13 protein-coding genes are annotated in these 12,835 nt (G+C 60.0%); 6 read left to right on the top strand and 7 right to left on the bottom strand.

Going from position 1 to position 12,835, the window contains the following annotated elements; genetic code table 11:
* Positions 1 to 6 precede the first annotated feature (6 nt).
* The 3 genes from KGB03_RS29515 to KGB03_RS29505 all read right to left on the bottom strand — a co-directional run bounded on the left by KGB03_RS29515 (position 7) and on the right by KGB03_RS29505 (position 3,037).
* Positions 7 to 948, bottom strand: coding sequence for a MerR family transcriptional regulator (locus KGB03_RS29515; RefSeq protein WP_218538000.1), 942 nt, complete (start codon positions 946 to 948; stop codon positions 7 to 9).
* A gap of 10 nt (positions 949 to 958) precedes the next feature.
* Positions 959 to 1,918 (bottom strand): 2-thiouracil desulfurase family protein, encoded by a 960-nt coding sequence (locus tag KGB03_RS29510; RefSeq protein WP_223530716.1) that lies wholly within the window; start codon positions 1,916 to 1,918, stop codon positions 959 to 961.
* Positions 1,919 to 2,050: 132 nt separating this feature from the next.
* Entirely contained in the window at positions 2,051 to 3,037 is a 987-nt protein-coding gene (locus KGB03_RS29505) for an NAD(P)/FAD-dependent oxidoreductase (RefSeq protein ID WP_111451277.1), read from the bottom strand.
* Positions 3,038 to 3,233: 196 nt separating this feature from the next.
* Here KGB03_RS29505 and KGB03_RS29500 point away from each other — a divergent pair, with 196 nt between their 5' ends.
* Positions 3,234 to 4,136: a TIGR01777 family oxidoreductase gene (locus KGB03_RS29500; RefSeq protein ID WP_111451278.1), complete on the top strand. Its 903-nt coding sequence runs from the start codon at positions 3,234 to 3,236 to the stop codon at positions 4,134 to 4,136.
* Positions 4,137 to 4,149: 13 nt separating this feature from the next.
* On the top strand, positions 4,150 to 5,175 hold the full coding sequence (gene hemH, locus KGB03_RS29495; RefSeq protein ID WP_192406199.1) for a ferrochelatase: 1,026 nt from the start codon (positions 4,150 to 4,152) through the stop codon (positions 5,173 to 5,175).
* A gap of 114 nt (positions 5,176 to 5,289) precedes the next feature.
* Here hemH and KGB03_RS29490 read toward each other — a convergent pair whose 3' ends face one another.
* Both KGB03_RS29490 and upp read right to left on the bottom strand, forming a co-directional pair.
* A complete protein-coding gene (locus KGB03_RS29490; RefSeq protein WP_008153403.1) occupies positions 5,290 to 6,564 on the bottom strand; it encodes a uracil-xanthine permease family protein in 1,275 nt (424 codons plus the stop codon).
* A gap of 2 nt (positions 6,565 to 6,566) precedes the next feature.
* Positions 6,567 to 7,205 (bottom strand): uracil phosphoribosyltransferase, encoded by a 639-nt coding sequence (gene upp / locus KGB03_RS29485; protein WP_008025893.1) that lies wholly within the window; start codon positions 7,203 to 7,205, stop codon positions 6,567 to 6,569.
* A gap of 163 nt (positions 7,206 to 7,368) precedes the next feature.
* Between upp and KGB03_RS29480 the strand changes: the two genes are divergently transcribed.
* On the top strand, positions 7,369 to 7,926 hold the full coding sequence (locus KGB03_RS29480; RefSeq protein ID WP_008153401.1) for a hypoxanthine-guanine phosphoribosyltransferase: 558 nt from the start codon (positions 7,369 to 7,371) through the stop codon (positions 7,924 to 7,926).
* Between the two features lie 4 nt (positions 7,927 to 7,930).
* Entirely contained in the window at positions 7,931 to 8,404 is a 474-nt protein-coding gene (locus KGB03_RS29475; RefSeq protein WP_111451282.1) for a WbuC family cupin fold metalloprotein, read from the top strand.
* 7 nt (positions 8,405 to 8,411) lie between these two features.
* Here KGB03_RS29475 and dauA read toward each other — a convergent pair whose 3' ends face one another.
* Positions 8,412 to 10,133, bottom strand: a complete 1,722-nt coding sequence (gene dauA / locus KGB03_RS29470) for a C4-dicarboxylic acid transporter DauA (protein ID WP_223530714.1) — start codon at positions 10,131 to 10,133, stop codon at positions 8,412 to 8,414.
* A gap of 151 nt (positions 10,134 to 10,284) precedes the next feature.
* Here dauA and KGB03_RS29465 point away from each other — a divergent pair, with 151 nt between their 5' ends.
* Both KGB03_RS29465 and KGB03_RS29460 read left to right on the top strand, forming a co-directional pair.
* The gene (locus tag KGB03_RS29465; protein WP_218537997.1) at positions 10,285 to 10,770 is read left to right on the top strand and encodes a hypothetical protein; all 486 of its coding nucleotides are present in this window, start codon (positions 10,285 to 10,287) and stop codon (positions 10,768 to 10,770) included.
* Positions 10,771 to 10,833: 63 nt separating this feature from the next.
* Entirely contained in the window at positions 10,834 to 11,121 is a 288-nt protein-coding gene (locus KGB03_RS29460; protein WP_111451285.1) for a PA4642 family protein, read from the top strand.
* A 203-nt stretch (positions 11,122 to 11,324) separates the two neighbouring features.
* On the opposite strand, the gene mqo is transcribed toward KGB03_RS29460, so the two are convergent.
* On the bottom strand, positions 11,325 to 12,833 hold the full coding sequence (gene mqo / locus KGB03_RS29455; RefSeq protein ID WP_218537996.1) for a malate dehydrogenase (quinone): 1,509 nt from the start codon (positions 12,831 to 12,833) through the stop codon (positions 11,325 to 11,327).
* Positions 12,834 to 12,835: the final 2 nt, after the last annotated feature.

The raw sequence follows: 12,835 nt of genomic DNA, 5'->3' as shown, positions 1-12,835 counted from the left end.
TCGCCATTAAATGAGCCCACGCTGAATCAGGTCCTGATGCGCTGCTAACGGATCTTCAGCCAGGAACAAATCAGTAATCTTGAACGTTCGTGCGGACAACTCGGTGTGATGGATGCATACCGTTGGTCCGGCAATCATTTTTGGGCAACTGACACCATTCAAAAGTTTCGGCAGCTGCGAAAGATTCATCGCTTTGCTGGAATACAGCAGTACGCCGCGGGCTTGCAGATGATCGACCGCCAGCGCGAGTTCGCCAGCGGGGAGCGGCCAGTCAAACACTTCCACCGGGCAATCGGCGCTGCTGATCAGCCAGGCGGTCAGCCACAGATGAGGTTCCAGTGGCAGGTCCGAGTGATTGATCAACAACAGTGGCGCGGTGCGTAACTGACGGTTGTTATGGTAGATGCGTGCGCCAAATTTGCTGCGTAACCAGGAGTAAAAAAACACTTGCTCCATCTGCGCGCCGAACTGGCCTTGCCAGCGTTGTTCCAGTTCAGCCAGCAAGGGCATCAGCAGTTGTGCGCACAAGGTCCGTGGTGGATACAGCGCCATGGCCTGATTGACCGTGTCATCGACGGTGCGTTCGTTCAGTTGAGTGACCGCTTGCAGCAGCGTATGGCGCAGCACGTGCCAATCGCTTTCGACGGATTCGGTAAAGGCCTGCGGAGTGTCGAGCAGTGGCTTGACCTGGCTGACGGCCACGCCACGGTTGAGCCAGGTGAGGATCGTCAGGATGCGTTGAACGTGTTCGGCAGAGAACAGTCGATGACCCTTGGGCGTGCGTTGCGGCACGATAAGGCCATAACGCCGTTCCCAGGCTCGCAGGGTGACGGCGTTGACACCAGTCTGCCGCGCGACCTCACGGATTGGCAGCCAGCCTTCGTCGAGGGCTTTCTTGAAGTCGGCGCCGAGGTCTTCGCTGGCGCTGGTGTCGAGTGGGCTTTTCATTGGATTGGCATTAGATTGCGTTTCGCAGGCTGAGATTTTCCGGATGCGGTTGCAGGTAAACCTGTTGCGCAATGTAGGGATCCGGGTGTTGACGGAAGTAGTGTTTGAGCAGCGTCAACGGCACCACCAACGGCACGATGCCGTGGCGGTACTGGCCGATGACGTGTTGCACTTCCTGTTTGTCTTCAGGGCTGATGGTCTGTTTGAGATAGCCACTGATGTGTTGCAGGACGTTGGTGTGGGTGCGGCGGGTGGCGCATTTTTTCAAGGCCCCCATCAGCTCGCTGAAGTAGCGTGGGCCGAGTTCGTTCGGGTCGGTCTGGCCCATGTTGCCCAGCAGGTTTCCCAGGGTTTTGTACTGCACCGGGTTGTGGGCCATCAGCAGGTATTTGTAGCGCGAGTGGAAGTCCGTGAGGCCACGGCGAGTCAGGCCGTCGCGCAGCAACTGCTGCCAGGCACTGTAGGCGAACACGCGGGTGAGGAAGTTTTCTCGCAGCACCGGGTCGTTGAGTCGGCCGTCTTCTTCCACCGGTAAATCCGGATGCCGCGCGCAGAACGCCTGGGCGTAGATGCCGCGGCCACCACCGTCCACCGGCGCACCGTTGGCGTGGTAGACCTTGACCCGATCCAGGCCGCATGACGGGGATTTCTGCATGAAGATGTAGCCGCAGATGTCGCCCAGTTCCGCGGCCATTTTCTGACCGTATTCGGCGAGCGGCCGGGTGACATTGAGTGTTGTGTTAACGGTACCGATGGCTTCTGGATGTTGTGGATCGCCCACCAGACGGATCGGTTCACGGGGAATGCCGAGACCGATGGCGACTTCCGGACAGACCGGAACAAAATCGAAATAGTCGGTGAGGGTGCGACTGCACAACTGCGAGGCCTTGTGCCCGCCGTTGAAGCGCACTTCTGCCCCCATCAGGCAGGCGCTGATGGCGATCTTCGGTTTCACGGTGACGTGGGGCATCGGAGCACCTCGAATCTAAACCTGTACAGACTGTTCGGTCTGTACAACATAACTTCATCATAGATTCAAAGGTGTACAAGTCAAATTATTTGTATAAGTTTTTCCTTCGGCCTCCTCCCGGATTAATGCGGTTCACTGCAAATGTGCATGCAAGCGGCGGGCGGCTTCCTGGCCGCTGAGCCAGGCGCCTTCGACACGACCGGACAAGCACCAGTCGCCACACACATAGAGGCCCAGATCGGCATCGGCCAGGGCTCCCCATTCATGGCTGCTGGCGGGCCGGGCGTAGAGCCAGCGGTGCGCAAGGCTGAAGGTCGGGGCGGGCATGGAGTCGTGCAGCAGCTCGGCAAATGCGCCGTGCAATTGCTCGATCACCGCTTCCTTGGACAGGTCGATATGTTGCCGGCTCCAGGCACTGGTCGCATGCAGCACCCATGTATCGAGGGTGTTATCGCGCCCGGGTTTGCTGCGGTTACGAGCCAGCCAGTCGAGTGGACTGTCCTGTACGAAGCAGCCTTCCATGGGCGTATCCAGCGGTGTCTCGAATGCCAGCGCGACAGCCCAGGTCGGGTCCATTTTCACCCCGGCGGCGGCACCGGCGAGTTTCGGCGCGGTGGCCAGCAGTGCAGTCGCCTGAGGCGCCGGCGTGGCGATAATCACATGACTGAACGGGCCGTGGGTGAAGCCTTCGGCGTCCTGCAGATGCCAGTGCTCCTCGCCGCGATAGACCTCGGTAATGCGGCAGGCGAAATGAACTTCCAGGTCGCCGAGCAAGCCGCGGGTGATCGCGCTCATGCGCGGCGTGCCGACCCAACGAGTCTGTTCGTCCGGCGACAGGTTGAGCTGGCCGCCATGGTAGGTGTAGAGCTGCGGCATCCATTCAGCGACCCAGCCGTTGCCTTGCCAGCGCTGGACTTCAGTGACGAAGCGGCGATCGCGGGCGGTGAAATATTGCGCGCCCATGTCCAGAGCCCCCGCATCGCTGCGCTTGCTTGACATGCGTCCGCCACTGCCGCGGCTTTTATCGAAAAGTTGAACGACATGCCCGACCTCTGTCAGGGCCTGGGCGGCGGAGAGTCCGGCGATGCCGGTGCCGATGATTGCGATAGGTACAGTCATAGGGGCCTCGTTTACCTTTCTGTACAGACTACGCCGTGGATGAAACCTGTACAATATTGTTTTTTGGTATAACTTTTAGCGTTCTCGTTCTGACAGCTTGGCCTATTGTTAAACACAGAGCCTGCCCGATACCAAAGATCCCTGCATATAAAAATAGACTAGTGATCAAGGTAAAACGCCACGCGAGGAAGAAGTCATGCACATATTGCTGACCGGCGGTACTGGTTTGATAGGACGTCAGCTCTGCCGACACTGGTTGAGTCAGGGACATCGTTTGACTGTCTTGAGTCGCACACCTGAAAAAGTCGCAAAAATTTGCGGTGCGCAGGTGCGGGGAATCGCACAGTTCGAGGATATTGGACAAGAAACGGTTGATGCCATTATCAATCTGGCGGGCGCACCGATTGCCGACCGGCCATGGACCTCCAAACGCAAAGCGCTGCTCTGGAGCAGCCGGATCACGCTGACCGAAACCCTGCTGGCCTGGCTCGAAAGCCGCGAGCACAAACCTCAGGTATTAATCTCGGGCTCCGCCATTGGTTGGTACGGCGATGGGGGCGAGCGGGAGTTGACTGAAAAATCCCCGCCCGTTATCGATGATTTCGCCAGCCAGTTGTGCATTGCCTGGGAGGAAACGGCCCAGCGCGCCGAGGCATTGGGCATTCGCGTGATTCTCATCCGCACCGGGCTGGTGTTGTCGGCAGAGGGCGGCTTTTTGTCGCGGCTGTTGCTGCCGTTCAAAGTGGGGCTGGGCGGGCCTATCGGCAGTGGCCGGCAGTGGATGCCGTGGATTCATATCAACGATCAAATCGCCCTGATTGATTTTCTTCTGCATCAGGAAGACACCAGTGGTCCTTATAATGCCTGCGCGCCCAAGCCGGTGCGCAACCGCGAATTCGCCGATACGTTGGGCCGCGTGTTGCACCGCCCGACGTTCATGCCCATGCCGGCCCTGGCGTTGAAGGTGTGTCTGGGCGAATTGTCATTGCTGTTGCTGGGCGGCCAGAAGGCCGTACCGGCTCGCTTGCTGGAAGCGGGTTTCACTTTCCAGTTCACTGATTTGCGCGCGGCTCTGGACGACCTTTCCAGCCGCCTTTGAAATAGGACGTTGCATGACCGATCACGCATTGCTTCTGGTCAATCTGGGCTCACCGGCTTCCACCTCGGTGGCGGATGTGCGCAGTTACCTCAATCAATTTCTGATGGACCCGTATGTGATCGACCTGCCATGGCCGGTGCGACGTTTGCTGGTGTCGCTGATCCTGTTCAAGCGCCCGGAGCAGTCGGCCCACGCCTACGCCTCGATCTGGTGGGAGGAGGGCTCGCCGTTGGTGGTGCTCAGCCGTCGCCTGCAACAGGCCATGACTGCCCAGTGGCACCACGGGCCGGTGGAACTGGCGATGCGTTACGGTGAGCCGTCGATGGAGTCGGTGCTGGTGCGCATGGCAGCCCAGGGCCACAAGCGGGTCACGCTCGCACCGCTCTATCCACAGTTCGCCGACAGCACGGTGACCACGGTGATCGAGGAGGCCAAGCGGGTAGTCCGCGAGAAGCAGCTGGACGTGCAGTTGTCGATTCTCCAGCCGTTCTACGATCAACCGGAATACCTCGATGCGCTGGTCGCCAGCGCCAAGCCGTATTTGCAGCAGGATTACGATCACCTGCTGTTGAGTTTCCACGGTTTGCCGGAGCGGCACCTGACCAAGATCGACCCTACCGGTCACCATTGCTTCAAAAGCGACAATTGCTGCCAGAACGCTTCGCCAGAAGTCTTGGCGACTTGCTACCGCGCCCAATGCCTGCGCACGGCGTCCGAGTTTGCCAAGCGGCTGGGGCTGCCGGACGGCAAGTGGTCGGTGTCGTTCCAGTCGCGTCTGGGACGGGCCAAATGGATCGAACCCTACACCGAAGCGCGCCTTGATGAGTTGGCTGGAATGGGCGTGAAGAAAGTGCTGGTGATGTGCCCGGCGTTTGTCGCCGATTGCATCGAGACTCTGGAAGAGATCGGGGATCGCGGCAAGGAGCTGTTCCGCGAGGCGGGGGGAGAGGAGTTGGTGCTGGTGCCGTGTCTTAACGACGATCCGCAGTGGGCGCGGGCGTTGAGCACCTTGTGCGAGCGAGCGCCGCTGGCACTTTAAAAGCTTCGCGAGCAAGCCCGCTCCCACATTTGATCTGAGTACACCGAATATCAAATGTGGGAGCGGGCTTGCTCGCGAAGGCGTCCTGTCAGTCAGCGATAATCTTGAGCCTGCTTACAGCAGCGATTCATTCGCCTTCTTGTGCTTCCAGCTGTCATTACCCGGCAGCAACAGGTTCAGCGCAATTGCCGTCACCGCGCACAGCGCGATGCCTTTGAGGCCGAAGTCGTCCGGCCCTGTGCCGGTGCCGACCAGTACGCCGCCAATCCCGAACACCAGGGTCACCGAGACAATCACCAGATTTCGTGCTTCGCCCAGGTCGATCTTGTGGCGAATCAGCGTGTTCATGCCCACCGCCGCGATCGAACCGAACAACAGGCACAGAATCCCGCCCATCACCGGCACCGGAATGCTTTGCAGCAGCGCGCCGAACTTGCCGATGAACGCCAGGCTGATGGCAAATATCGCCGCCCAAGTCATGATCTTGGGGTTGTAGTTCTTGGTCAGCATCACCGCGCCCGTCACTTCGGCATAGGTGGTGTTGGGTGGACCGCCAAACAGGCCGGCTGCGGTGGTGGCAATGCCATCACCGAGCAGGGTGCGGTGCAGGCCGGGTTTCTTCAGGTAATCGCGACCGGTCACGCTACCGACAGCGATCACGCCGCCGATGTGCTCGATGGCCGGAGCCAGGGCCACCGGAACGATGAACAGAATCGCCTGCCAGTTGAATTCCGGCGCGGTGAAGTGCGGGATTGCAAACCACGGTGCAGCAGCAATTTTCGCGGTATCAACGACGCCGAAGTAGAACGCCATCGCAAAACCCACCAGCACGCCCGAGATGATCGGCACCAGGCGGAAGATGCCTTTACCGAACACCGCGACGATCAGGGTGGTCAGCAGCGCGGGCATCGAGATCAGCATCGCCGTCTGATAATGGATCAGTTCGGTGCCATCGCCAGCCTTGCCCATCGCCATGTTGGCGGCGATCGGCGCCATGGCCAGGCCGATGGAGATGATCACCGGGCCAATCACCACCGGTGGCAGCAGGCGGTCAATGAAACCGGTGCCTTTGATCTTCACCGCAAGGCCGAGGAAGGTGTAGACGAAACCGGCCGCCATCACGCCACCCATGGTCGCCGCGAGACCGAACTGGCCCTTGGCGAGAATGATCGGGGTGATGAAGGCAAAGCTCGACGCCAGGAACACCGGCACCTGACGCCCGGTGACGATCTGGAACAGAATCGTCCCCAGGCCTGCAGTGAACAGCGCCACGTTCGGGTCGAGGCCGGTAATCAACGGCATTAACACCAGAGCGCCGAAGGCCACGAACAGCATCTGTGCACCCGACAGCACCGTGCGCCAGAGCGGATCGTTGAACTCTTGCTGCATGCTCAAGCGTCCTTCTGCTTGGTGCCGAAGATCTTGTCACCGGCATCGCCCAAGCCTGGGATGATGTAACCGTGTTCGTTGAGTTTTTCGTCAATGGACGCGGTGTAGATGGTCACGTCCGGGTGAGCTTTCTCTACGGCGGCAATGCCTTCAGGGGCCGCCACCAGCACCATCGCGCGGATATCCCGGCAACCGGCCTTTTTCAGCAGGTCGATGGTCGCGACCATGGAACTGCCGGTGGCGAGCATCGGGTCGATGATCATCGCCAGGCGTTCGTTGATTTCCGGAACCAGTTTTTCCAGGTAGGTATGAGCCTGTAGCGTTTGTTCATTGCGAGCCACGCCCACCGCGCTGACTTTGGCGCCCGGGATCAGGCTCAGCACGCCTTCAAGCATGCCGATACCGGCGCGCAGGATCGGTACTACAGTAATTTTCTTGCCAGCGATTTTCTCGACCGACACCGTGCCGCACCAGCCTTCGATGTCGTAGCTTTCCAGCGGCAGGTCTTTGGTGGCTTCATAGGTCAGCAGGGCACCGACTTCCTGAGCGAGCTCACGGAAATTCTTCGTGCTGATGTCGGCGCGGCGCATAAGACCGAGTTTATGGCGGATCAGCGGATGGCGGATCTCGAGGATGGGCATGGGAAAGGCTCCGGCGGCGGGCAAAAAAACCGGCCTAGATTAATCTATCCGAGGGTGTTGTCCTATAGACATTCAGAACGTTAGTCCACAAACGCTTGATCTGGCCTCGCTTGATGCGTACCTTTGCCCGCTTTTCCTGAACCGCCACCCCCTGGAGAACGCCATGTCCGCTGATCTCGAGCATATCCGTCAAATCATGCGAGAGGCTGACTGCCTGTACACCGAAGCAGAAGTCGAGGCGGCCATCGCCCGCGTCGGTGCACAAATCAACGACCAGCTGGCTGAAAGCAATCCGGTGGTGTTCTGCGTGATGAACGGCGGGCTGATTTTCTCCGGCAAGCTGCTGACCCATCTGAACTTCCCGCTGGAAGCGTCCTACCTGCACGCCACTCGTTATCGCAATGAAACCAGCGGCGGCGATCTGTTCTGGAAAGCCAAGCCGGAAGTGTCGTTCCTCGACCGCGACGTGCTGATCATCGACGACATCCTCGATGAAGGTCACACCCTGGGCGCGATCATCGACTATTGCAAACACGCCGGTGCCCGCGCTGTGCACACCGCCGTGCTGATCGACAAGGACCACGACCGCAAGGCTCGCCCGGACCTGAAAGCCGATTTCGTCGGCCTGCCATGTATCGACCGTTACATCTTCGGTTACGGCATGGACTACAAAGGCTACTGGCGTAACGCCAACGGGATTTTTGCTGTTAAAGGCATGTAAGAAAATGAGCGCTCCGAGCTTTCTCGATCAAACCCTGTTCGCTGAATTGGCCGAGAAAGCAGCAGCCAATCCTCGTGGGCGTCAGCATCACAACCTCCATCAGATGGAAGATGCCTGTCATCGCATGGTGGTTGGCTTGCAGCCCGACACCTATATCCCGCCTCACCGGCACTTGGGGGAAAACAAGGCTGAAACCTTGTTGGTCCTCAAAGGGCGACTGGGTGTGTTGATCTTCGATGAGTCAGGCGCGGTGGTGAACAAACAGATCCTGCAGGCCGGTGGCGACTGTCTCGGCGTGGACCTGCCAGCCGGCGTGTTCCATGGCCTGGTGGTACTGGAAGCGGACAGCCTGATGTTCGAGTGCAAGGCGGGCCCGTATCGCCCGGTCGGTGACGGTGAGCTTGCTCACTGGGCGCCGCGCGAAGGCGAGCCTGGTGTGGCTGAGTATCAGGCGTGGATGCGCGCGCAGTTCACCTGAAGCGCGCTCAATTTTCCCCGGCCAGCCAGCGCTCGCTTTTGCGACGAGCCTGTTCCAGGTTGTTCACGTAGGCCAACTGACGCTGCTCCCGATGGATGCCCGCGCGCCTGAGCTTCAGGCGCACCCGTGGGGCGGTCGCCACTAGAATCAGGCCAATGCCGTCTTTGCGGTAATCCCTCAGGATATTGTCGAAGGCTGCCAGCGCGGTCATGTCCAGCATCGGCACGGCGCTCATCTCGACGATCACCACTTTGACCTCCGGACTGAATTTGCGTAGCACCCCCAGGGCTTTTTCGGCAGCACCGAAGAACAGCGGCCCGCGTATCGCATAGCAACGAACATGCGCCGGCATGTCCTTCAAGGCTTGATGGAAGCCGCGGGGCAGTTCGGCGGTGTCCGTGAGATCGCTCATGCGCTTGATAAATAACCCGGCGGCCAGCAGCAGGCCGACGGCGACGGCCATCACCATGTCAAACAACACGGTCAGGCTCAGGCAGGTCAACAAGACCAGCACATCGCTGCGGGGCGCGATGCGTAAGGTATGCAGCACGTGCCGGGCCTCGCTCATGTTCCACGCCACCATCACCAGCAACGCGGCCAGTGCAGCCATCGGCAGGTAGCTGAAAAGCGGTGCGAAAACGAGTATCGCCATCAGTACCACCGCGCTGTGAATAATGGCGGCCAATGGCGAAAAGGCCCCACTGCGCACATTGGTGGCGCTACGGGCGATCGCCGCCGTGGCGGTAATGCCGCCGAACAGCGGTGCGATCAGGTTGCCCAGGCCTTGGCCCAGCAGTTCTGCATTCGGGTCGTGTTTGCTGCCGGTCATGCCATCCGCCACCACCGCACACAACAAGGATTCGATGGCCCCGAGCATGGCAATGGCGAACGCCGGCGCCAGTAGCTGACGGATCAAGTCGTAAGACAGGTGCAGAGGCTGGCCGTCGGGGCCGGAAAGGTTCCACGGCCAATCGAAGCTCGGCAGAAATGGCGGAATCCCGGGATGGCTGACGCCTTCGACCATATAGCTGAAACGCTCGCCCAATGTCGCCACCGCCAGCCCGCCGTGCTCCAGCGCCAACCCCAGCAGCGCGCCGATGGTCAGCGCCACCAGATGCCCCGGAATCCTCGGTACCCACCGTGGCCAGACAATCAGAACGGCCAGGCAGGTGATGCCGATGATCCCGTCCCCCAACCGGGCGCTGGGCAACGCCAGAATCAGTACACCCAGCTGTTCGATGTAGTGTTGTGCCTGGCCGGCGGTGTTCAGGCCCAGCAAGTCCTTCAATTGCAGGGTTGCGATGACAATACCGATCCCGGCGGTAAAGCCCAGAGTGACCGGATACGGAATGTACTGGATCAACCGTCCGGCTCTGATCAGCCCCAAGGCAATGAGGATGACGCCGGCCAGCATGGTGCACAGCAGCAGGCCGCCCAGGCCATATTGTTGGGTGATGGGCAGCAGAATGACCACGAACGCAGCGGTCGGTCCGCTGACATTGAAACGCGAACCTCCTGTCAGGGCGATCAGGGGCGCGGCGATCAGCACCGTATACAACCCATGCTGAGGCGGCACCCCCACGGCAATCGCCAGGGCCATGGCCAGCGGGATGGCGATAATCCCTACCGTTACGCCGGCACTGATGTCGCCGCGTAAGCGTCTGAGGGTGTAGCCGGCGCGCCAGGTCTGACGCCAGGCGGCAAACAACGGGGGAACGGAGAACGACATGAACACTCCACGGTAGACGGCGCGCCGTTGAACGACGGCTGAAAGCTCTTCCAGTTTGGTCAGCTTCGTACTGCGAAGTATTGACCCATATCGCTAATTCGCGCGGTTGATCCTCATGCTAGAGTGCTCGGCTTCGCCTTGGGAGCCCGTCATGAGCCTTTTGATCCGTAGCTGCGCCGCCCTGTTGCTGACCGTCAGCTTGCCTCTGGCGGCCGCCCCGGCGCCGATGCACGCGCAGTTCCTGCCCCCCGATGACCTGACCCTGCGTGACGCCGAACCCGAGCAGCAACAGCTGTTGCAGGTTACCGAGTACTCGGTGGTGGTCGGCAGCCAGCGCCAGTCCAGCCAACAGCCGATTCCGGTCACGTCGCCATTGCTGATCCGTCTCAAGGGCAAATCCTTGAACAAGGGCGCGACCATCAGCCAGGTGCTGGTCAATTTCGATGGCGAAAGCAAAAGCCTGAAAAAGCCGATCTACGACGACAAAAGCAAAACCCTGACGCTGTTTTACCCGATGGCTCAGTACCGGGTGGTGATCGACTTGTTGCGCAATGACACGGTGTATTGCCAGTTCCTCAGCTACGCCAACGGTCATGTCTGGGCCGATCTGCACACGGGCGCTGTTCGTCCGCGTTGAGCCCGGTGGCAAGGGAGGGGTAAACTGCCCGCCCCGTGAAATGTCTGCGAGCTGGAGTCGGCAATGCGTAAAGATAAGAAGCAAGTGATTGGTGACGAGATCGGCGATGAGCAGATCAAGCTGTTCCTCGATTTCGAACCGGTCGACGCCACGTCGCCGTCGCTGCACAAACTGATCAAGGCCTACCGCGGCCTGCGCATCGATGACTTCGGGCGTTTTCTGACGTTCTTCGTCGAAGCCGGCCTGGATCTGGACGGCAAGGATGAGCACGGCAATGACTTCGTCACCCTGATCAAGGATCAGCGTAATGCGGCCGAGTACATCGAACTGATCGCCAAGGCTCGCGGTTAATTATTGCCTGACTGGGGTGGTGTTTGTGCTGGCCTCTTCGCGAGCAAGCCCGCTCCCACATTAGACCGCGATCAAAATGTGGGAGCGGGCTTGCTCGCGAAGGCGGTGTAAGTAACACCGAAGATCTTAGAGCCATCAGTTTCGCCGCCCATAAAAAAACGCCCCGCTCTCAATGAGAACGGGGCGTTTTTTATGCGGCCGAATCAAGCGTAGCTTTCGGTCTCATTGCTGGCTTCAACCAGTTCCAGCGCGACGTTGTTCTGCACATTGATCTTGCGATACAGCGCAGCGTCGGTTTCCAGGACTTTTTCCCGAGCCGGGAAGATTTCCGCCAGTTTGGCAGCCCACTCACCGGAAGCCTTGTTCGGGAAGCATTTCTCGATCAGTTCCAGCATGATCGAAACGGTCACCGACGCGCCTGGCGAAGCGCCGAGCAGGGCAGCAAGGCTACCGTCCTTGGCCGCAACCAGTTCGGTACCGAACTGCAGAACGCCGCCCTTTTTCGGGTCTTTCTTGATGATCTGCACCCGTTGGCCGGCCACTTCCAGGCGCCAGTCTTCGGCTTTCGCTTCAGGGTAGAAGCGACGCAGCGAGTCCAGACGCTGTTCCATCGACTGCATCACTTCGCTGACCAGGTACTTGGTCAGGTCCATGTTGTTTTTGGCCACGGCCAGCATCGGGCCGATGTTGCCGGCGCGAACCGACATCGGCAGGTCCATGAAGGAACCGTGCTTGAGGAACTTGGTGGTGAAACCGGCGTAAGGTCCGAACAGCAGGGACTTCTTGCCATCGACTACGCGGGTGTCCAGGTGCGGCACCGACATCGGAGGCGAACCCACCGCCGCCTGGCTGTAAACCTTGGCCTGGTGGTGTTTGACCACTTCCGGGTTGTCGCAACGCAGCCACTGGCCGCTGATCGGGAAGCCGCCGAAGCCTTTGCTTTCTTCGATGCCCGAAGCTTGCAGCAGCGGCAGGGCCGCGCCGCCAGCACCGAGGAACACGAATTTCGCGTCGACGTCACGGGAATTGCCGCTGTTGACGTCCTTGATGCTGACGGTCCAGCCGCCGTTGTTGCGCTTCAGGCCGGTCACGCGCTTGCAGTACTTGACCTGGGCATCGGGTGCGCTGGTCAGGTGCTTGAGCAGTTGATTGGTCAGGGCGCCGAAGTTGACGTCGGTGCCGTTCATGACGCGGGTGGCGGCGACGACTTCGTCGGCCGGCCGGCCAGGCATCATCAGCGGCATCCACTCGGCCATGGTGGCCTTGTCTTCGGTGTATTCCATGTCCGAGAAGGCGTGGTGCTTGCTCAGCGTCTTGAAGCGTTCCTTGAGGAAGGAAACGCCATCGTCGCCCTGCACGAAGCTCAGGTGCGGCACCGGGCTGATGAACGTCTTGCACGAGCCGAAGGTGCTTTTCCTGGTCAGGTAGGACCAGAACTGCTTCGACACCTCGAACTGGGTGTTGATGTGCACGGCTTTCTTGATGTCGACGGTGCCGTCGGCGGCCTGCGGCGTGTAGTTGAGCTCACACAGCCCGGCGTGACCGGTACCGGCGTTGTTCCACGGATTCGAACTCTCCGCGGCACCGGAATCCATCAGCTCGACGACTTCCAGCTTGATCGCGGGGTCGAGCTCTTTGAGCAGTACAGCGAGGGTGGCACTCATGATGCCGGCCCCAACCAGTACTACGTCGACTGCTTCGTTATGCGCCATTT

This window comes from Pseudomonas sp. BF-B-26 (genome assembly GCF_019956495.1).
GTDB lineage: Bacteria > Pseudomonadota > Gammaproteobacteria > Pseudomonadales > Pseudomonadaceae > Aquipseudomonas.
This window is presented reverse-complemented; position numbering and strand designations above follow the sequence as displayed.

What these genes read in the sequence shown, in the direction of transcription:
- KGB03_RS29515 (WP_218538000.1), bottom strand. Translation starts at nt 948, where the DNA reads ATGAAAAGCCCACTCGACACCAGCGCCAGCGAAGACCTCGGCGCCGAC.
- KGB03_RS29510 (WP_223530716.1), bottom strand. Translation starts at nt 1,918, where the DNA reads ATGCCCCACGTCACCGTGAAACCGAAGATCGCCATCAGCGCCTGCCTG.
- KGB03_RS29505 (WP_111451277.1), bottom strand. Translation starts at nt 3,037, where the DNA reads ATGACTGTACCTATCGCAATCATCGGCACCGGCATCGCCGGACTCTCC.
- KGB03_RS29500 (WP_111451278.1), top strand. Translation starts at nt 3,234, where the DNA reads ATGCACATATTGCTGACCGGCGGTACTGGTTTGATAGGACGTCAGCTC.
- hemH (WP_192406199.1), top strand. Translation starts at nt 4,150, where the DNA reads ATGACCGATCACGCATTGCTTCTGGTCAATCTGGGCTCACCGGCTTCC.
- KGB03_RS29490 (WP_008153403.1), bottom strand. Translation starts at nt 6,564, where the DNA reads ATGCAGCAAGAGTTCAACGATCCGCTCTGGCGCACGGTGCTGTCGGGT.
- upp (WP_008025893.1), bottom strand. Translation starts at nt 7,205, where the DNA reads ATGCCCATCCTCGAGATCCGCCATCCGCTGATCCGCCATAAACTCGGT.
- KGB03_RS29480 (WP_008153401.1), top strand. Translation starts at nt 7,369, where the DNA reads ATGTCCGCTGATCTCGAGCATATCCGTCAAATCATGCGAGAGGCTGAC.
- KGB03_RS29475 (WP_111451282.1), top strand. Translation starts at nt 7,931, where the DNA reads ATGAGCGCTCCGAGCTTTCTCGATCAAACCCTGTTCGCTGAATTGGCC.
- dauA (WP_223530714.1), bottom strand. Translation starts at nt 10,133, where the DNA reads ATGTCGTTCTCCGTTCCCCCGTTGTTTGCCGCCTGGCGTCAGACCTGG.
- KGB03_RS29465 (WP_218537997.1), top strand. Translation starts at nt 10,285, where the DNA reads ATGAGCCTTTTGATCCGTAGCTGCGCCGCCCTGTTGCTGACCGTCAGC.
- KGB03_RS29460 (WP_111451285.1), top strand. Translation starts at nt 10,834, where the DNA reads ATGCGTAAAGATAAGAAGCAAGTGATTGGTGACGAGATCGGCGATGAG.
- mqo (WP_218537996.1), bottom strand. Translation starts at nt 12,833, where the DNA reads ATGGCGCATAACGAAGCAGTCGACGTAGTACTGGTTGGGGCCGGCATC.